Origin of the sequence: Rhodoblastus acidophilus (genome assembly GCF_009720655.1) — a bacterium.
Taxonomy (GTDB): Bacteria; Pseudomonadota; Alphaproteobacteria; order Rhizobiales; family Beijerinckiaceae; genus Rhodoblastus; species Rhodoblastus acidophilus_A.
This window is the reverse complement of record NZ_WNKS01000022.1, coordinates 44,456-63,582: the sequence shown is the minus strand read 5'-3', so window position 1 is coordinate 63,582 and position 19,127 is coordinate 44,456. Positions and strand designations below refer to the sequence as shown.

Sequence of the window (19,127 nt, the reverse complement as noted above, 5' to 3'; positions counted from 1 at the left end):
AGCTCGTCGACCAACCGTGGCGCATCATGTCCATCGGACTCCGCGATTGGGCGCATGGGTTCTGATCAGCGAGACTTGGTATGACTGATTCAGCCTGCTAATCCAGGATTTTCTTGACCAGCTCGTCGAGCCGCGGGGCGAGCTCCGCGGCGCGGCCGTGGATCACGTGATCAAAATAGTTTTCCGGAATGGTCGGCTCCGGCTCCAGATTGGACAGCACGGTCACGGCGCGGGTGTGGCGGGCGATGCCGGCGATGGGCAGCACATTGCCCGAGGTGCCGATGATCATCAGCAAATCCTCGTGGCTGAGGGAATCCAGCCGCTCCCACAGTCTTTGGTAAAGCGGCGCCCTTTCGCCGAAGAAGACGACATCCGGCTTGACCTCGTGGAGACCGCCGCAGCACGGGCAGCGATGCTCGGCCGGATTGAAGGGGCGGTAGCCCCAGTCCCATTGCGCTTCGCAGCTCAGGCAGCGCAGGCCGGTGAGGCGGCCATGCACATGGACCACGTCGCGGGCGCCGGCGCGCTCGAAGAGGTCGTCGACGTTCTGGGTGATCAGTTCGGCGCCGTAGCGCTTCTGCCATTCCGCCGCCATTTTGTGCGCGGCGTTCGGTTCCACCCCCGCCAGTTCGACGCGGCGCTTCGAATAGAACTCGTGCACAAGCTCGAAATTCTCTTCCCACACCTCGTAGTTGCAGACGACATCGGCATCGTAGAGCGCCCACAGGCTCTGTCCGCCCGAGGATCGAAAGGTGTCAAGACCGGAATCGGCGGAAATGCCGCTGCCGGTCAGCAGTATCATCTGCGGCATCAAAGGGCGCCTCGAATCTTCTGCCTCATTTTATACCGTTCCCAGGGAAACTCCACGCCCATTTCGCATGTGCGAACAATAGCACGGCTTGCGCTGCGCCCGTTGGCGCGGCATCCTTGCGCCCGCTGCAACAGGAGGCCTGAGTGCCCGATTTTCTTCCCGGCGTGGCGGCCTTTTTTGCCTATTTTTTGGGATCGATCGGCTTTGTCGTGCTGTTCTGCGCGATCTATGCGCGCCTGACCCCCTATGACGAATTCGACCTGATCGTGCGCCAGCATAACGCCTCGGCGGGACTGGCCTATAGCGGGGCGCTGCTTGGATTCGCCGTCGCCCTGGCCGGGGCGATCCATCACACGACGAGCGTTGTCGAATTCGCGGTCTGGGGCGTCGTGGCGCTGGTGAGCCAGTTCGTCGCTTATGGGCTGGCGCGGCTGCTCCATCCCGGCCTGCCCCACGCCATCGAGCAGAACGCCATGGCTTCGGCCATCTGGGCCGCCGCCGTGTCCGTCTCCTCCGGCGTGATCGCCGCCGCCTGCATGAGCCCGTGATGGCCAAGCGCAAGGAATTTGGGCGGCGGAACGCGCCGGAGATCAAACCGCCGGCGCCTGTTTTGGGCGCGCCCGGGGGGCTCGGCGGACCCGAGCCGCTGCCGCCGTCCCGCCTGCGCTCCTTCGCCGTGGCGCTGACCGCCGCCGGTCTCGCGGCGCTGGCCGGGCTGGCGCTGACGCAGCGCCAAAAGTGTTCGAACGACGAGTGGACCGAGTCCAAGGATGCGACCTGCCGCTCCAGCGCTGGGGGCTCGCGGTCGGGCTTCCATTTTGGCTGGGGCTGGGGCGGTGGGACAACGTCGGCGCCTCATGGCGCGACCTATGGCGGCTTTGGCGCGACGGGGGCGAGCGGCGTCCACGCCAGCGGCGGACATGGCGGGGGCGGCGAATGAGGCGCGAAGCCTCGCCGGTTCGAAAAGATTTCGCCGAGCAGGCCAATAGAATCGGCTTTGCCTTTTCCCATAGCGACGGAGAGCCCTATTGGGATGAGTCCGCGCGCTACGTGTTTTCGCTTGCTGAGATCGAGGCGCTGGAAAAGGCGACGCTGGAGCTTGGCGCGCTTTTTTGTGAGCTCGCCGGGCGGATCGTCGCCAGCGAGGCGTTGATGGCGCGGCTCGGCGTTCCCGATTTTGCGCGCGACGTCATCGCGGCGAGCTGGCGGCGGCGCGATGCGTCCCTCTATGGCCGATTTGATTTTTCCTGGGACGGCGGGCCAAAGCTGCTAGAATATAACGCGGATACGCCGACGAGCCTGTTTGAGAGCGCTGTCGTGCAATGGGACTGGCTGGAGCAGATGATCGCCTGCGGCGCGCTGCCGAAAAACGCCGACCAGTTCAATGCGCTGCATGAGCGGCTGATCGACCGCTGGCGACTGGTGGGCGAGCAAAAATTCGTGCATTTCGCCTGCGTGATCGACAGCGTCGAGGATCGCGGCACGACCGCCTATCTGGAGGATTGCGCGCGACAGGCGGGGCTGCCAACCGCGCTGATCGACATGGGCGACATCGGGCTGGCGGCGGACAAATTTGTTGATCGCTCGGGCAGGGCGATTGGCAAAATGTTCAAGCTGTATCCGTGGGAGTGGATGTTCGACGAAGCGTTTGGGCGGGCGCCGGGGTTAAAAGAGGCGCGGTGGATCGAGCCGGCGTGGAAAATGCTGCTGTCGAATAAAGGCGCGCTGGCGCTGGCCTGGGAGAGCGCGCCGGGACATCCGAACCTGCTGCCCTGCTTTTTTGACGACGATTCCCGAGCCGCCGAACTCGGGCAGAAATTTGCGCGCAAACCTCTGCGCTCGCGCGAGGGCGGCAATGTCGAGCTGCATGGCGAAGAGGTGATCCTCGGGCCGGACCTCGCCTATGGCGGCCCAAAAATCCGGCAGGCGCTTTGCCCCCTGCCGGATTTTGGCGGCAATTTTCCCGTGTTCGGCAGCTGGCTGGTGGGCGAGGAGCCCGCAGGGCTTGGCGTGCGCGAGGATATCTCAAAAATCACCGGCGACCGCTCGCGCTTTATGCCGCACTGTATCCTCGACTGATTTGTGCAACCTTGAGGTAAGCTATTGCCGCTGAGGGAGCATTGGCGCATTGTGGCGTCAGCGTTTTCAGGGCTTGATTTCAGGAGGCGCGGATGTTCGCGCGTGTTTGGCGAAAATGTGTGCTGTTCGGTCGACTGCTCGCCGCCTGCCGCTTTTCGCTGATTTCGGTCGTCGCCGGCTTCTTCCTGCTGTTCGGCGTGGTTCAGGCGCAAAACCTGTTCGCGGACCTCGCCTTTTCCAGCACATTGGCGCAGATCGGCCACTGGCTCGGGTTCCTTTTCGCCGTGTTCTTCCTGTGGGCCTGGCCGGTCCATTACGGCGCGCGCCGCGTCCTCGATGAGCCGCATTGGCTGGTTCCCATTGCGGTGCGGCGGACCGTGTCGGACGCCGAACTCGTGGCGTTGCAGGAGGAACTTCGAACAGAATTGGGCTGTGCGATCGAGTGGGCGCCGCGCGTGCTCGGACTCATCCCCTTTATCGCTGTCGGCTTCGGCCTGTATTTCTGCGACGCCACCATGGATACCGCGCGCGACCTCGAGGAGGTGAAGCGCGCGCAGAGCCAGATCCTGTGGATCGCCCTGGGCGACGCCGTCGCGGCCGTTCTCTTCATCGTGTTCGTCATCGGGCGGCGCTGGTTGCTCGGCTGGATCGAGCGGCGCGCCGATTTGCGCGCCTCCGACGGCGCCGCGCAGGTGAGGCGGCGGCTCACCCGGTTTGCGCGCGCGTCGCTGGTTTTCACCATCGCTCTATTTGTCGTCGCCTATCTCGCGCCGCACCGGCTCGCCTTCTATTTCGACCGTGCGCTGCTGATTCCCCTGCTGTTCGGCTCGCTGGTGCTGGTCTTGAGCGAACTGGCGCGAATTGGACATCGCAAGGGCTGGCCGGTGCTCGCCCCGCTGGTCGCGATCGCCGTGGTGGTCACGGCGACCAACACGCATTTGAATGATGTCCGCCTCTTGCCGCAAAAGCCGGCGGACCAGCTCACGGGCCGCCAGATCGAACTGAAAATCGCCGTGGACAAATGGCGGGCCGCCAACGGCTGCCAGGACGACGCGAGCAAGTGCCCGTATGCGCTGGTGATCGCGGCCGAAGGCGGGGCCAGCCGCGCCGCCTTCATGGCCGCGACCTTCGCCGGCGAAATCATCGATCGCACCAAGGGCGATGGCGCGCCCGGACGCAAGATCTTCGCCCTTTCCGGCGTGTCCGGCGGCGCCTTCGGCGCGGCGACGATCCGCGCGGCGCTCGCCGACGCGGCCGAGCGCGGCGGCGCGCCGCCTTGCGTGCGCAGCGACCGGCTGTGGTTCGGCGCGGCGTCCGGCGCTCCCGACCCGCAAAACTCCTGGCGCTCCTGCCTGCAATTGCTGGTGTCCGGCGACTATCTGTCGAGCGGTTTTATCGGCCTCGGCTTTCGCGACAATTTCGCGCCGCGCGCGATCCCGCCTGAAACGGGGTCGATGATCCTTGATCGCGCCGCCCTGCTGGAGCAGAGCTGGGAGCGCCATTACAGCTATATTTCCGGGCGCAGCCGCGCGCCGCAGAATTGCAGCGCCCAGCCGGGCAAGGGCCTGTGCCGCGCCTTTGGCTATGCCGGGGGCGAGGGGTGGCTGCCGCTGCTGCTGCTCAACGGCACCTCCGTCTCCACCGGGCGCCGCATCGTCGCCTCGGACCTGATCTCGACCTACGCCAGTCCAGACGGGGCGAACGGGCGCATCGCGCTTTATTCGCAGACCTATGACGTGTTCGAGCTGATGTCGCGGCCCTGCCCGACGGACGGCGGCGATTGTCCCGCCGCGCACGACGGCGCCGCCGACCGGCCGCTGGTGCGCGACGCGCCGGACCTGCGCCTGTCCACCGCGGCGCTGTTGAGCGCCCGCTTTCCGATCATTTCGCCCGCCGGGGTGCTGCGCAACGAGGCCGACGCCACCTATGGCGACCGCGTCGTCGATGGCGGCTATTTCGAGAATTCGGGGCTGAGCACGGCGACCGACCTTGCGCGGGCGTTGAGCGGCTTGGGAGTCAAGCCGGCGCTGGTCTGGGTGCAGAACGATCCCGATGTCGCGCTGAGCGTGAAGAAGACGCCGCCGCGCGCCGCCGCCACGCCCAGGTTCGGACCGCTCGACGAGGGTTTTGTCACCGAGGCGCTCGGCATTTTGGCGGCGCCGCTGAACACGCTGCTGGCCACGCGCGCCGGCCATGGCGAGGAGGCGGCGGACCTCGCCGTCCACGAGCTTGCCCGCATCAACGGGACGGAGCAGATGGGCTTTTTCAAGATTTTGATGAAGGAGAGGCCCGAGATCGGCCCGGCCGCCAACGACGCCTTGTTCGATGCGCAATGCGCCGCGCTCAGGAACAAGAAGCCGGCGATGTCCAAGGTTTCGATGAGCTGGTGGCTGTCGGCTTCGGTCCAGGCGGAGCTCGACGCCCAATTTTGTGACGCCGCCAATCGCGGCTCGATCGAGGATATCGTCAAATATGTGGGGGGGCGGTAGTTCGCCTTGCGAGCGCAGCCAGGGCGCCGGCGCTGGGGGTCAGCGACCTGGTCCCGCCATGCGCTACGCTCGCTGGATCAGGGTTCCGCTTGCCTCCATCGGTTGAGTCGCGCGCCGCGACGGGTCCAGCCCCGGACGCGGCGCGGACGCTGTTAATAAATCGCGTAAGGAACGAGCGGACCCAGCGACATGGCGGTCACGAGAGCCGCCGCGGTCCATTCAGAGGGGGTCAGCTTGGTCATCGTTGCATCTCCATGCTTTGGTCTTGTGGGGGGGGCATCCCCTCACGACTGATATAAACCTATGTTAACGCATTGGATTTGCAATTCAGTTCTGGTTATATGACTATAAGCGGGGCTTGGCTTGCGCTGGTCTCAATTGGCTTGCGCTGGTCTCAAGGGGAGGCGGGCGAATTAACATCACACTTCGCCAGTTGGTGATCTTTGAAGCCGTGGGACGCCTTGGGTCGATTTCGCGGGCGGCCGGCGAACTCAATCTCACCCAGCCCGCCGTTTCCATGCAGGTGAAGCAGCTCGAGGAGCAGGTGGGGCTGCCGCTGATCGACCACGCCGGCAAAAAACTGGTTCTGACGGAGGCCGGCGAGGAGCTTGCGCGTCACGCGCGCGAACTGATTGCGAAAATGTCGGACCTGAAGTCCGCGATGAAGCAACATCTCAGCCTGGAATGCGGGATTTTGCGCATCGCCCTGATCTCGACCATGAGTTTTTTCCTGCCGCGCATCGTCAGCGACTATGTGAAGCGCTATCCCTCGGTTCGCATCAGCCTTCAGGTCGACAACCACGAGTCCGTGCTGGCGGCGCTGTTGGAAAAACGCACCGATCTCGCGATCATGGGGCGGCCGCCTGACGACGCCAGCGTGGTGGCGCATCAGTTCATGGACAATCCGCTTGTCGTGGTCGCCCGGCCCGATCACCGGCTGACCACGCTCGCGCGCGTTCCCGTCGATGTCTTGGGCGAGGAGGCGATGATCGCGCGCGAGCCGGGATCGGGCACGCAGGCCAATATCGAGCGATTCTTTGCCGAAAATGGCCTCGAATTCCGGTCGAGCTGCGAGGTCAACACCAATGAGGCGGTGAAACAGGCGGTGGCGGCGGGGCTTGGTTTGGGGATCGTGCCGCTGAAGACGATTGCGCTCGAACTGGAGACCAAGCGGCTCGCCGTTCTGCCGGTCGACGGGTTTCCGCTGATGAAGCACTGGTTTCTGCTGCACCGGGCGGAAAAGCGCCTGCCGCTGGCGGCGCGCGCGTTTTGCGATCTGTTTCTGGGGAAGGCGTCCAACGGCGGACTGGAGCAGCGAAGTTAGCTTGGCGGCGCACCGCATTGGATTTATTGGTAGCTTAACTTTTTGTTAAGGAGCGCTGCCGATGACGGGATTGAGCCGCCGCCATTTTATTGCCGGAACGTTTTTCGCCGCGGGTTTTTCAAGCGCCGCATCGGCGCAACAGGCCGGCGGCGCCGCGCCGTCCGATGAAGGCCTGACCGACATCGCCAGTCTCAAACCCGGGCAATTCACCTGGCATCCCGAACGCGCGCCTTACGGTCCCGTCAGCATCATCGTTTCCCTGCCGCAGCAGCGGGTGCATGTCTATCGCAACGGCGTGCGGATCGCCGTCTCCACCTGCTCGACGGGCAAGCCGGGACACGCGACGCCGACGGGCGTGTTCGTGGTCCTGCAAAAGGACAAGCATCACAAGTCCTCGACCTATGACGACGCCCCCATGCCCAACATGAACCGCCTCACCTGGTCGGGGGTGGCGCTGCATGCGGGAAAACTTCCGGGCTATCCGGCCTCGCACGGCTGCGTCCGGCTGCCCATGCGCTTTTCCGAACTTTTGTTTACGGTCACGCATATGGGGACGCCGGTGATCATCGCGGGCGCGCACACCGATCCCTGGACGCTGACCCATCCCGGCATGGTGCTGAACGCCTATGCGGAGCAGGAATTCGAACATGTGGTGGCGGGCCTCGACGGGAAAAAACATCCGTCAGATTGGGACGCGGCCGCGCGCGCGCCCGTGGTCAGCGTGATCGCCTCCTCGGCCGATGGCGCCGTTGAACTCATCGAGAACGACCGCGTGGTGGCGCGCTCGGCCCTGGCGCTACAGGGCGGCGGTCCGCTCGGGTCTCATGTTTTCGTCCTGAAAGGCGCCGAAAGCAGCGCCAACGGCATGGGCTGGATTGGAATCGGCCATCACGCGGACGACGGGGCCTCGCTTGCGCAGGAACAGGACGTGATCCGCCGCATCCGCGCCGACGACGCTTTTGTGGCGGCGATGAAGGCGCGCATGCATCCGGGCATGGTGCTTGTTTTGACGGACGCGCCGTTGTCGCCGGACAGCCGGACGGGGTCTGATTTTGTGATCGTCACGAGTTGAGGGGCGGCGAACAACGGATTGGTCGTTCGCCACGACGTTTTGGACGCGCGCGCCCGTCATACGATTTCCGAACGATCAGTTCGGAAATCGTATTCCACTCGCGCGGAAATCCGCCCTTCGCCTGGAGGATTTCCGTGCGATTTCGTTTTCGCGGATCGCGAAGCGATCTTGCGGAAACCGTATCAGTTTCCGAGCGCGTGTTTCACGCTTGCGGCGATGGGCGTGGTCGGATGGCCCAGCAGGGTCGAAAGCGCGCGCCCCTCGTCGAACAAGGCCCCCTGCGACGCCGCGACATCCCAGCCCGCGATGGCGCGCGCAAAGATTTCAGGCAAGCCGACGCCGATCAAAGCGCCGGCATAGTCCGCTTCAGTTAGATTTTTGTAAGGAATGGCCTTGCCGGTCTGCTTGCTGATTTCGGCGGCGAGCTCGGTCAGCGTGTAGGCGGTGTCGCCGGCCAATTCGTAGACGCGGCCCGAGTGGCCGGCGGAGGTGACGACAATCGCCGCAGCCTCGGCATAATCCGTACGCGCGGCGGACGCGATGCGTCCGTTCCCGGCGCTGCCGATGAAAGCGCCGGCGGCCACGGCCGGGCCGACCGATCCGGTGTAGTTCTCGCTGTACCAGCCATTCCGCAGGATGGTGTGGTCGAGGCCGGACGCCTGGATCGCCTGCTCGGTGTCGCGATGTTCGTCCGCGAGGCTCAGGGACGACGTGTCGGCGCGCAGCAGGCTGGTATAGACGATGCGTGAAACGCCAGCCGCCTTCGCCGCGGCGATCACATTGCGATGCTGCGCGGCGCGCTGGCCGATTTCGCTGGACGAAATCAGCAACAACGTCTTGACGCCCGCGAGCGCGGCGGCCTGGGCGTCGGGCTTGGAATAATCGAAGGCGCGCGCGTCCACGCCCAAATCGGCGGCCTTTTCCGGCGAACGCGCCAGCGCGACGATGCGGGCGGCGGGCGCCCTGGCCTTGAGGGCGGCGACGACGAGGCGGCCCAGCTGCCCGGTGGCCCCGGTGATGGCGATGGTCATGAAAAGTCTCCTTGCATTGGCGATGGCGGTCGAAACGTCCGCCTTGACGCTGGTATAGATTTCCTCCTGAAAAACGATAATACCCTATTGGGTTGTTTTACTTTCTACTCAGAGGATGAAATGGCGGATCGCTTGACCAGCATGGAGGTTTTTGTGCGCGCCATGCGGCTCGGGGGCCTTTCGGCGGCGGCGCGTGAACTGCGCATGTCGCCCGCGATGGCCGCCAAGCACCTCGACGGGTTGGAAGCGCGGCTGGGAACGACGCTTGCGCGCCGCACCACGCGAAAATTGTCGCTGACGGAGGCCGGCGCCGCATATCTTGAAAAGGCCGAGCGCATTCTCGCCGAAATCGGCGAGGCGGAAGCCGAGGCGTCGTCGCGCGCGCTCGCCATCGAAGGTTTGTTGCGCGTCAGCGCGCCCGCGACCTTCGGCCTCCTGCACATCGCTCCGCTCGCGCCGCTGTTCCACGAACTTTATCCCGGCGTGACGCTGGAATTCGGGTTCAGCGACCGCTTCGTCGACCTGCTTGAAGAGCGTTGGGACATGACGATCCGCATCGGCCGCCTCGCCGACAGCAGCCTGGTGGCGCGAAAACTCGCGCCGATGCGCACCGTGGTCTGCGCGTCGCCGGCCTATCTGGCGCGGCGGGGAACGCCAAGGCTGTTGTCGGATTTGATCGCGCATGATTGCCTGGGCTACACCTTCGCCGAGCAGGCGGGAACGTCCACCTGGAGTTTCGGCCAGGATGGCGAGATCAAGGCGCCCGTGCGCGGATGGTTGCGCGCCAACAACGGCGAGGCGCTCTTGCGCGCGGCGGTGGCGGGTCAGGGGCTGGTTTACGGACCCCGTTATGTCGCGGCGCAGGCGCTGGCGGAGGGGGCGCTGGTCGAACTGACGCTCGACCACCCGCCGATGCCTGTCGGCGCGGTTCACGCGATCACCCACCCCGACCGCCGCCCCGCCGCCAAGACCCGCGCCTGGATCGAATTCCTGGCGGACACGCTGCCACGCTTCGCCGCGGAATGGTGATCGTTGAGAGCTGGCGCCGGTTGTCTGAACAGTTTCCCGCGAACGATAAGTGCTTTTCTGCCGGGTTCTTTCGTCAGAGGGCGCCGTGGTTGGATGTGACGCAGGGAGGGCGTAGCCCGACGGTAGTCGCATCCAACACCACGGCGGCGGAAAAATTACGCCGCCGCCAGACGGGGCGTCGGGTCGAAGTAGGCCTCCTCCGGCGTGCGCCGGTCAAGCGACGAATGCGGGCGTCGGCGATTGTAAAAGTCCAGATACCGACCAATCGAGGCGCGCGCAACGCCGACGCTGTCATAGGCGTGCAGATACACCTCTTCGTACTTGACCGATTTCCAGATGCGCTCGACGAAGACGTTGTCGCGCCAGGCGCCCTTGCCGTCCATGCTGATCTTGATCTCGTTGGCGATCAGCACGCCGGTGAACGCCTCGCTGGTGAACTGGCTGCCCTGGTCGGTATTGAACATCCCCGGCTTGCCATGCTTGGCCAGCGCCTCCTCCAGCGCCTCGACACAGAAGTCGGTCTCCATGGTGATCGATACCCGATGGCTGAGCACGCGCCGACTGAACCAATCGACCACCGCGGCAAGATAAACGAAGCCGCGCGCCATCGGAATGTAGGTGATGTCCATCGCCCACACCTCGTCGGGCCGATCGACCTTCACGCCGCGCAGCAGATACGGATAAATCTTGTGGCCCGGCGTCGGCTTGGACGTGTTGGGCCGGCGATAGATCGCCTCAATGCCCATGCGCTTCATCAGCGTGGCGACATGGCGGCGACCGGCCTTGAGGCCCTCGCGATCCAGAAAGTCCCGCAACATCCGGCTGCCCGCGAACGGGAATTCCAGATGCAGTTCGTCGATGCGGCGCATCAGCGCGAGGTCCTCGGGCGAGGTCGGGCGAGGCTGGTAATAGACGCTACCGCGACTGATGTTGAGAACCTTGGCCTGACGGGCGATGGGAAGATTGTGATGACGGTCGGTCATCGCTTTGCGCTCAGCATGCCGGCCTTGATGAGCGCGCCTTCCAAAAAATCGTTCTCCAACGCCAGTTCTCCGATCTTGGCGTGGAGCGCCTTCAAATCCACCGGCGGCGCCTGGGCTGTCGAGGCGTCGGCGCCGAATACCCCGGCCGCGCCCTCAAGCAGTTGCGCCTTCCAGTCCCGGATCTGGTTGGGATGGACCTCGAAGTCTTGCGCCAACTCCGTCAGCGTCTTCTCGCCCTTCAGGGCGGCCAGAGCCACCTTGGCCTTGAATGCCGCAGTGTGGTTCCGACGCGGTCGCTTGGTCATAATCTCTCCTGATACGCGGCGATCATCGCCGCTGTCAGGCAGAAAAGCCACTTATCGCTCTGTCCAGATTCCCCGAACCAGCTCTGTTGCGAGGGCGCCAGAAATCGGATTTCCGCCGCCCTCCGCTGGAGTGGTTTTGGCGGCGGACACGGGTCGCGGGTTCGTTCCGACCGGCCGTCATTGCAAGCTTTGGTTGCAATGACGGCCTTCAAACGGCTGCGAATGCGCGCATTTGCTGTGAATTCCGCGTCATTTTCCGTGAAAAATCGCGCGATTTTTGCTGGTGCAACTCTTGGGTTGCGTACGACATTTGGTCGATGGGGCGCGGAACGGCGAACGGGCGGTTTTTGCGTGGGCTGATCGTCGTTTGTTTACAGTGTCTTGGGGGCGCTACGTTTCACGTGGAACATATGGTGAACAATATCTTGTGGCGCGCGCGTTTTCACTTTCGAACGCAACATGACCGGGGCCTACAAGGAAAGCTTCTGTTTCAGCGCCGGAGTCCCCCTCACCCCCGCCCTCTCCCCGCTCGCGGGGAGAGGGAGTGGCGCCCGTGGCGCTGCGAAAGAGCCCGGCTTACGTCCAGAAGGGCTTGGCGTTTCGAAAACCCTTCCAGGTCTTCGAAAGATGTTCGTCGGCGGTGAGGGCTTCGCGGGCGTGCCAGCCGAGCACCACACCCGCCGCGCGCGTCGCCTTCTCGTCGTGGGGTTCGCTCAAAAAATGTTCGGCGGTGGCGACGTCGTTGTGGGCGCCGAGAATGTTTTGCGCATGCGCGGTGGCGCGGATGAAATCCGAGGCCGCGTCGCCGTCGAAGGCGCCGCTGAAAAACTCCGCGCCGTAGCGCAGGTTCTTGAGCGCGATGCGGCACTCGTGGCGCAGTTCGTCCGGCAGGCTGGTCAGCTTGCGGCCCCTTTTGAGCGCGCGCTTGTGCAGGCGCTCCAGGGCTTCCGAGGCGAAGGCGCCGACCGGGCCGGTGAGGCCGCTCAAACCTTCGGCGGTGAGGGCGTTGCGCCAGCCGCGCCGGGCGACGAAACCGCCGAGGTCGAGCGCGAACAGTGTGGGCTCCGCGCTTTCGAGCAGCAGGCGCGCCTGGGCGTAGGCGTCGGCGCGTCGGCGTTCGAGCACGGCGAGCAGCGGGGTGAAGGCGTTTTCCGAAAAATGCGGTTTCGGGCCGGTCTCGACGAGATCGCGCAGCACGTCGCAGTCGCGCGCGGCGCCAAACGCCGTCGCCAGCGTTTTGGCGCGGGCGCGAAAGGCTTCGAATTCGGGGCAGGGGACCGCGCGCTTGAACATGGCCAGCGCGGCGCGCAGCCGGCGCAGCGCCACGCGCATCTGGTGGATGGATTCGGGATCGTCGCTTTCGCGCAGGCTCGCCCAGTTGCTGAGGAAGTGATCGCGGGTGGTGAGGATGACCTGGGCGATGGCGGCGTCGAGGTTGAGATCGCCTGAAAGCGCAGCGATCTTCGCCTTGACCGGCGTCGGCGCGCCGCCCAGCGCCAGATGGCTGGCGCGCTCGGCCTTGCTGACCGCGTCCAGGCGCAGGGGCAGGACGCTCGCGAGCTTGCTGGCGAAGGCGTAGAAATCCGTCTCCGGGCCGCTCTTCAGTTCGAGCTCCAGTTCGCGCAGTTTTAGGCGTTTTTCGCCGGCGACGATCTCGCCCTCGTCGAAGGCGGCCTCGACGGTCGCGGCGCCGCAGGACAGCAGCCGGGTGGTGCGGGCGATGCGGGTTTCGTATTTGGCGACCAGCGGCTTGTCGCCGATCAGGGCGCGCAGGGCGTCTCCGGGCTCGCCCTCGAACAGGGTGATGTCCGGCTCGAGGGTGCGCACGCGGTGTTCGATCTCGCCGCGCGAAAACAGGCTTTCGGCCTCGGGGCGCCATTTCAGCGTCATCACCGCCGGGGTGCGGCCGGAGCGGCGCACGCGCAGCGCGGTCTTCTGGCGCAACAGGTCCCAATCCGGCGTGTCGTAATAGACGGAGACCAGTTTTTTGGGCGCGTCCTTGTCGCCGTCGCGGCGCAGCAGGGGCGCGTTCAACGCGGCGGCGAAGCCCGCCTCGCCCAGGGTGAATTTCAGTTCGATTTCGCGCCCTTCGCTGGGCGCGGATTCGTCTTGCGCAGCGGCGGCGTCGCCAGCGGGCGTCTCGGGAGAAATGTCGGTCACGCTCAGGTCTGTCGCAGAGGGAGTTTGGCCATCTTACCGGGTTTCGCGGCAAACGGCAGTGTTTTTATCCCCGGCGCGATGATGCGCGACGCATCATCGCGCCGGGGCCTTTTCTGAGCATGATCTTGTCCAAAAACCGGTTCCCACTTTTTGGGATCATGCTTGGGGAAAATCGAGCACGCCGGCCGCGCCGCCGCGCGCGCCAAAGGCGAGGCGCCCGCCCGTGGAGTCGAAGGCCAGCGCCGAAATCGCGTCGCCGCCTTCCTCCGTGCTGCGAACCAGGATTTCGGCGGCGTCGGTCAGCCGCACCAGCACGATCCAGCCGTCGTCATAGCCCATGGCGACCACCAGCGCGCCCGGGTGGAAGGCGACGGCGCTGACGAGAGCGTTGGAGCGCACGCCGCATTCGCGCGGGGCCTTGCCCATCGGGCCGTCCTTGCCGGCGAAGGGCCAGACAATGCAGCCGTCCGCGCCCGAGGTCGCCAGCCACTGGCCGTCGTGCGACCAGGCGAAACTGCGGGTTTTGGCGGGATAGCCGCTCATGCGCATGTCGTTCTTGTCGGAGAGGCGCCAGCCGTGCAGCGCGGCCTCCTGCATCGAGGTGACGACGAAACGCGCGTCCGGCGTCACGGTGACGTCGAGATGCGAGCCTTTCCAGTTCAGCGGCTCCGGCTGGCCCTGGACATTGGGAAACCACAGCGACGCGCCGCCGTAATGGGCGATGGCGAGGCGATAGCCCTTTGGAAACCAGGCGAGACCGCGCACGGAGGAGGGGGCCTGGAGCGTCTTGATCTCGCCCTTGGCGTCGCGGGCGCGCACCGTCTTGCCCGAGGACCAGGCGAGCGCGCCATCGTTTGCGCGCGCGGCGAGCGCGTCGATCCAGCCCTTTTCCTGGGCGAGCGCCTCTATTTTGCCTGAGGCGTCCACGGCGCAAACCTTGCCGTCGTCGCCGCCGGTCAAAACCCGCTTGCCGTCGCTGGCGGCGGTGAGGATCGCGCCGTCCTCGTGGACTTTTATCCGCGTTTCCGCGCCGATTTCGGCGAGCAGGACCTCGCCGTTGCCGAGGACGAGGACCGGCAGGCGGCCGAGGAAGAAGGCGCCGACGACTTCGGCTTTCGCGTCGATGGGCGTGACATGCTGGGTCAGGGAAGTGGTCATGAGGGAGTCCGGATCGGTCGCGCGGAAAACGTTCAAACGGGGTTTTGCGCGGCTTGGCAAGGGGGCCGGAAGATCAGGCTGAAATTGTTCGCCGGCATTTCGACGATCTCAGGCGAACCAAAACCGTTTTGCGCCGCCACATCTGCAACCGCTTCGAGGTCGCGGACGCCATACGCTGGGTTCTGCGCGCGCAGCCAGGCGTCGAAGGCGACGTTGCTCGGCGCGGTATGCGCGCCGCCGCGCTTGTAGGCGCCATAGAGATAGAGTGGCGCGCCCTCGGGCAGGAGTCTTCGGGCCTGGGCGAACAGGCCCAGCGTCGCCGCCCACGGGGAGATGTGGACCATGTTGATGCAGACGATGGCGTCGGCGCGCGCGACCGGCCAGTCCGGCGCGGAAGCGTCGAGGGCGAGCGGCGGCGCGACATTGTTGAGCTGTTCGGCCTCGGTCCAGGCGGCGATGCTTTTGCGCGCGAAAAGGTCGGGGTCGGAGGGCTGGAAGGTCAGGTCGGGAAAATTCTGGGCGAAATGGACGGCGTGTTCGCCCGTGCCGCTGGCGATTTCCAGCACAAGGCCTTTTCGCGGAAGCACGCCGCGCAGCACGGCGAGGATGGCGTCGCGGTTGCGGGCGACGGCGGGGGCGGTCTGACGAGGCTCCATGGCGCCACTATCGCCGAAAGCGCCATGGAGCGAAAGGTTGGCGCGAGGGCTGGCCGAACATTTCCATCAGGCCGGGCAGGGCCGCGCGCGAGTCGCAGCGCGTTCCCAGACGCTCGGGGCGCGTTCGTCTCAGCGCAGCGAAATGACGAGCCCGCTCAGGTCGAGATTGGCGATCAGGCCGATCTGGCGGCCCTGCAATTCCAGCACGGCGCCCTTTTCGTTGGTCAACACGATCACGCGCGCGCCCACGACCACCGCCGCTCCGGCGCCGCCGGCGCCGTAAACGCCGGCGACATCTGAAGCGGCGCGAATGTGGGTGACCCTTCCATGGAAGTCGGTCTTGGACAGGCCGAACACCAGGCCCGCGTCGATGCCGCCGACCGAAAGCGGATAACGCCGGCCGTGAAAGACCAGAACGCCCGATCCGCCGTGCGCGCCGAGGAACCAGCCGCCCTTCACGATCGTGAGGCGAATGGAGCCGCTGTCGGCGAGGGCGGGCGCAACGCCCAGGCCCATCGCAACGATCGCAGCGGCCCAAAATCGACGCCAATTCCGCATGCCGCATCTCCTCGCATCTCAACGCGCAACTATAGGCGTCGGACCGGGGGATGGGAAGCAAGGAGGTCCTTGACGCGCTGTTCACCCTTTTTCGGCGGCGCCGGGCGTTGCGTAAAATCCAACCGAATTTTTTCCGCGGGCGGCAAGGGCCTCTTCATCACTCTGGCGTCGAAAACCCAGCCGGCGCCGGAGCCGAACATGTCGTTACGCCTGATCATCGCCACTCTGCTGCTGCTCGCGGGCGCGCCGGTTGCGCAGGCCGCGAATGTCCCGCCGCGCGCCAGCGCCGCGACGACGCTGGGCGAAACCTCCATTCCCTACGGCTGGGTCGATTTTTGCGGGCGCCGCCCGAGCGAGTGCGCGCAGCCGGCGCTTCCCGCGCGCGACGTCAAACTGACGGACGCCTCCTGGCGGGCGCTGGACCGGGTGAACCGGCAGGTCAACGCGGCGATCGAGCCGGTGTCGAACCTCGACCATTGGGGAACGATCCTCGATCACTGGGATTATCCGACCGACGGCAAGGGCGACTGCAAGATCTTCGCGCTCGCCAAGCGCAAGCAACTCATCGACGCGGGCTTCCCCCGTCAGGCGCTGCTGATGACCATCGTCCGGGACTCGGAAGGGCAGGGGCACGCCATCCTGACGGTCGCGACCGACCGCGGCGATTTCATTCTCGACAATCTCACCGACGACATCCGCCCGTGGACGGCGACCGGCTATCGTTTTGTGAAGCGCCAGTCGCGGGAGGACCCGAACATCTGGGTGGCCATCGACACGCCGGACCGGGTTTCCTCGCGCTAAAAATTAACCCGCCCGCGCGCAGGCGCTCGCCCGGTCATCAAACGCCTCGATCATTTTTCGAGCCCGCGAAAGGTTTTCCGGCGACAGCGCCTGTTCGGTGGCGCCCCAAAAAATCTTTTCGCGCGCCAGCAGCAGGGTGTCGGGAAAACCGCGGCGCACCATGTCGAAGTCGTGGAGAACGGCGACGATGGTGCGGCCCTCCGCGCGCCAGCGCCCGATCAGCGCCAGCAAATCGCTCACCGTGCGCTCGTCGATGGCGGAAAAAGGTTCGTCGAGCAGGATGATCGGGGCGTCCTGGAGCATCAGGCGCGCGAACAGCAGGCGCTGGGTCTGTCCGCCCGACAGCGCGCCGATCTGGCGGCGCTCGAAGCCGGTGAGGCCCACCGCCGCCAGCGCTTCGCGCACCTTTTGCGCGTCCGCCTGGCTCAAGCCCCCGAACATCCCGATGCCACGCCAAAGACCCATGGCGGCCATGTCGAACACGTCGATGGGGAAGCTGAGGTCGATCTGCGCGGCTTGCGGCAGATAGGCGATTTTTTTCTTTTCGCGCCCGCCGCTGAATTCGATGGCGCCGCCCATCGGCTTGACCACGCCGACCAGCGCCTTGATGAGGGTGGACTTGCCCGCGCCATTGGGGCCGCAGACGGCGAGCAGCGCGCCGGGCGGGATGGTCCCGTCGAGATGATGCACGGCGGGATGGCGGTCGTAGCCGAGCGTGAGGTCGCGAAGTTTGATCGCGGGGGGAGTCAGGACAGCGCCCAAAACACGCCTCCCCACAGCAGGGTCACGATGATCAGCGCGAGGCCGATGCGTTGCATGGCGGACAGGCGCAGGAGGGAGAAGCCCGCCTCGCGCGGGGCGGGGGCGTGGTTGTGAGAATGCGCGTGCGCGTGTCCGTGAGAATCCGAAGCCATGCCGCCTGTCTCCTTCTCCCCTTGCGGGAGAAGGTGGCGCGAAGCGCCGGATGAGGGGTTTTTCCGCTCGGCAGCCCCCTCATCCGTCTCGCGCCTGCGGCGCGAGCCACCTTCTCCCGCAAGGGGAGAAGGGAGTCTCTCTTAAATTCCCGGTTACAGCGGATGATACTGGAACATCCAGGTTTCCGACAGCACGCGGTCGCCGAGCTTTAGATAAGCGCGCAACTCGACGGGGTCGTTGCCCTCGACATTGGCGAGGTCGAACTGCACGCGCCAGTGGCCGGGCACGTCGTCGGGCACGGCCTCCATCAGGCGATATTCGCCAAAGGTTCCGCGCGAGGCCTGGACTTCCAGCTCCGGCATGGTCCCCTTGGGCAAATCGACCAGCGGGCCGCCCAAAAACTCGATCAGGAATTTGCGCACGCCCGGCGGGCGCGGCTGGCCCGGCTGTCCGCCTCTGCCCAGACGCGTCGCGACCACGCGGGCGAGATTTGCGGGGAAAAACGGTTCGTCGGCCTGCCAATGCAGCCGGTAGGAAAAATGGAACTCGGAGCCGGCGACCGCCGGGGCGTCCGGAACCCACATGGCGACGATATTGTCGTGAATCTCGTCGTCGGTGGACAGTTCGACCAGATGGATCGCCCCCTTGCCCCACTCGCCCTTGGGCTCCACCCACAGGCTCGGGCGTTTTTCATAATTCACGCCGTCGATGTAATGGTCGAACACGCGGTCGCGCTGGAGGAGGCCAAACCCCTTGGGGTTCATGTCGGAAAAGGCCGAGGCCATGATATGCGGCGGATTGTTGAGCGGGCGCCAGAGCCGTCCGCCCCAGCCGGTCCACATGGCGAGGCCGTCGGAATCATGCACTTCCGGGCGCCAGTCGATGGCCGTCGGCTTCGCGGTCTCGGAAAACCAGTACATCGAGGTGAGCGGCGCGACGCCGAAGCGCACCACATTGCCGCGCAGGAAGAAGGACTGGTCGATGTCCATGACGACCCCTTCGCCGCGCGTCATCACGAATTTGACGGCGCCGACGATTTTTGGGCCTTCGAGCAGCGCGTAAACCGTGACGGAATCGCCCTGCTGCGGGCCGATCCAGATTTTGGTGAAATCCGGGAATTCCTCGTTACGGTCGGCCACGGCGGTGTCAAGAGCGACGCCTCGCGCGGAAAGCCCGTATTGGTGCAGGGCGCCGATGGCGCGGAAATAGGAGGCGCCGAGGAAGGCCACCCAGTCGTTGGTGCGCCAGTCGTATTTCGTTCCGTCCTTCGGCTCCTGGAAGCGGAAGCCGGCGAAGCCCACGCCTTTCGGCAGTTGGCGCGCCGGGGAATCGGCGGGCATGTCGAAATAGGACTGGTCGTAGATGATCTCGCGCGCCTTGCCGTTTTCGACGACATGGATCGCCACCGCCTTCTTGAAGAAGCGGCCGAGATGGAAAAAGGTCACCGGAAACCGGTTCGGCCCCATGGCGTTGAGGGCGTAATCGTTGTTGAAGCGGATCCTGCCCCAGGCCTCGTAGTCGATTTTTTGCAGCACGTCGGGCGCGGGCGTTTCCGGGCCGACATAGGCCTCGCCGGCCATTTTCTTGGCCTGCGCCTGGAGCGCCTCGAAGGAGAACGGCTTTTCCGGACCGAGCTTGAGGCCCGGCGCAGCGGCGATCGCGGCGCCGCCTCCCATGCCGGCCAGGCCGGCGGCGGCGGATAAAGCAAAGCTCTTGCAGAAAGTCCTGCGATCGAAGGGAGATGTCATGGGAGGCC

Annotated in this window: 18 protein-coding genes; 8 read left to right on the top strand and 10 right to left on the bottom strand. The window is 65.4% G+C overall.

All coding sequences use genetic code 11. The features are described 5' to 3' along the window. Nucleotides 1-97: 97 nt before the first annotated feature. Nucleotides 98-811: an SIR2 family NAD-dependent protein deacylase gene (locus tag GJ654_RS17925; RefSeq protein WP_155447546.1), complete on the bottom strand. Its 714-nt coding sequence runs from the start codon at nt 809-811 to the stop codon at nt 98-100. 143 nt (nt 812-954) lie between these two features. Between GJ654_RS17925 and GJ654_RS17920 the strand changes: the two genes are divergently transcribed. The 6 genes from GJ654_RS17920 (at nt 955) to GJ654_RS17895 (ending at nt 7,775) form a co-directional block, all read left to right on the top strand. Beyond that, nucleotides 955-1,359 carry a DUF350 domain-containing protein gene (locus tag GJ654_RS17920; RefSeq protein ID WP_264586300.1) on the top strand — a complete coding sequence of 135 codons (405 nt, stop codon included), beginning with the start codon at nt 955-957 and terminating at the stop codon, nt 1,357-1,359. Further along, nucleotides 1,359-1,751, top strand: a complete 393-nt coding sequence (locus tag GJ654_RS17915; protein WP_155447545.1) for a hypothetical protein — start codon at nt 1,359-1,361, stop codon at nt 1,749-1,751. The genes GJ654_RS17920 and GJ654_RS17915 overlap by 1 nt, the downstream gene beginning before the upstream one ends. Then, nucleotides 1,748-2,890 carry a glutathionylspermidine synthase family protein gene (locus GJ654_RS17910; protein WP_155447544.1) on the top strand — a complete coding sequence of 381 codons (1,143 nt, stop codon included), beginning with the start codon at nt 1,748-1,750 and terminating at the stop codon, nt 2,888-2,890. The genes GJ654_RS17915 and GJ654_RS17910 overlap by 4 nt, the downstream gene beginning before the upstream one ends. A gap of 92 nt (nt 2,891-2,982) precedes the next feature. Continuing rightward, nucleotides 2,983-5,379: a hypothetical protein gene (locus GJ654_RS17905; RefSeq protein WP_155447543.1), complete on the top strand. Its 2,397-nt coding sequence runs from the start codon at nt 2,983-2,985 to the stop codon at nt 5,377-5,379. 436 nt (nt 5,380-5,815) lie between these two features. Next, the gene (locus GJ654_RS17900) at nt 5,816-6,703 is read left to right on the top strand and encodes a LysR family transcriptional regulator (protein ID WP_264586299.1); all 888 of its coding nucleotides are present in this window, start codon (nt 5,816-5,818) and stop codon (nt 6,701-6,703) included. Between the two features lie 61 nt (nt 6,704-6,764). Beyond that, nucleotides 6,765-7,775, top strand: coding sequence for a L,D-transpeptidase (locus tag GJ654_RS17895; protein ID WP_155447542.1), 1,011 nt, complete (start codon nt 6,765-6,767; stop codon nt 7,773-7,775). A gap of 182 nt (nt 7,776-7,957) precedes the next feature. Here the strand turns inward: GJ654_RS17895 and GJ654_RS17890 are convergent, their stop codons facing one another. Beyond that, nucleotides 7,958-8,806 (bottom strand): SDR family oxidoreductase, encoded by an 849-nt coding sequence (locus GJ654_RS17890; protein WP_155447541.1) that lies wholly within the window; start codon nt 8,804-8,806, stop codon nt 7,958-7,960. Between the two features lie 120 nt (nt 8,807-8,926). Between GJ654_RS17890 and GJ654_RS17885 the strand changes: the two genes are divergently transcribed. Further along, on the top strand, nt 8,927-9,835 hold the full coding sequence (locus GJ654_RS17885) for a LysR family transcriptional regulator (RefSeq protein WP_155447540.1): 909 nt from the start codon (nt 8,927-8,929) through the stop codon (nt 9,833-9,835). 155 nt (nt 9,836-9,990) lie between these two features. Here the strand turns inward: GJ654_RS17885 and GJ654_RS17880 are convergent. From GJ654_RS17880 to GJ654_RS17860, 5 genes are all read right to left on the bottom strand, one after another. Next, a protein-coding gene (locus tag GJ654_RS17880) for an IS3 family transposase (protein WP_155447539.1) occupies nt 9,991-11,123 on the bottom strand; the annotation gives its coding sequence in 2 pieces (ribosomal slippage) (nt 9,991-10,859 and nt 10,859-11,123; 1,134 coding nt in all). 576 nt (nt 11,124-11,699) lie between these two features. After that, nucleotides 11,700-13,283, bottom strand: a complete 1,584-nt coding sequence (locus tag GJ654_RS17875) for a CHAD domain-containing protein (RefSeq protein WP_155447538.1) — start codon at nt 13,281-13,283, stop codon at nt 11,700-11,702. A gap of 156 nt (nt 13,284-13,439) precedes the next feature. Beyond that, nucleotides 13,440-14,441, bottom strand: coding sequence for a WD40 repeat domain-containing protein (locus tag GJ654_RS17870; RefSeq protein WP_155447537.1), 1,002 nt, complete (start codon nt 14,439-14,441; stop codon nt 13,440-13,442). A gap of 32 nt (nt 14,442-14,473) precedes the next feature. Beyond that, entirely contained in the window at nt 14,474-15,097 is a 624-nt protein-coding gene (locus tag GJ654_RS17865) for a DUF938 domain-containing protein (RefSeq protein ID WP_155447536.1), read from the bottom strand. 129 nt (nt 15,098-15,226) lie between these two features. Then, on the bottom strand, nt 15,227-15,655 hold the full coding sequence (locus GJ654_RS17860; protein ID WP_155447535.1) for a hypothetical protein: 429 nt from the start codon (nt 15,653-15,655) through the stop codon (nt 15,227-15,229). 198 nt (nt 15,656-15,853) lie between these two features. On the opposite strand from GJ654_RS17860, the gene GJ654_RS17855 reads away from it, so the two are divergent. Beyond that, nucleotides 15,854-16,456 (top strand): transglutaminase-like cysteine peptidase, encoded by a 603-nt coding sequence (locus tag GJ654_RS17855; protein WP_155447534.1) that lies wholly within the window; start codon nt 15,854-15,856, stop codon nt 16,454-16,456. A 3-nt stretch (nt 16,457-16,459) separates the two neighbouring features. Here GJ654_RS17855 and GJ654_RS17850 read toward each other — a convergent pair whose 3' ends face one another. From GJ654_RS17850 to GJ654_RS17840, 3 genes are all read right to left on the bottom strand, one after another. Beyond that, nucleotides 16,460-17,218: a metal ABC transporter ATP-binding protein gene (locus tag GJ654_RS17850; protein WP_155447533.1), complete on the bottom strand. Its 759-nt coding sequence runs from the start codon at nt 17,216-17,218 to the stop codon at nt 16,460-16,462. Then, the gene (locus GJ654_RS17845; protein ID WP_155447532.1) at nt 17,203-17,370 is read right to left on the bottom strand and encodes a hypothetical protein; all 168 of its coding nucleotides are present in this window, start codon (nt 17,368-17,370) and stop codon (nt 17,203-17,205) included. Before GJ654_RS17845 ends, GJ654_RS17850 begins: the two co-directional genes overlap by 16 nt. A 153-nt stretch (nt 17,371-17,523) precedes the next feature. Continuing rightward, entirely contained in the window at nt 17,524-19,119 is a 1,596-nt protein-coding gene (locus GJ654_RS17840; protein ID WP_155447531.1) for a glucan biosynthesis protein, read from the bottom strand. Between the last annotated feature and the right edge of the window lie 8 nt (nt 19,120-19,127).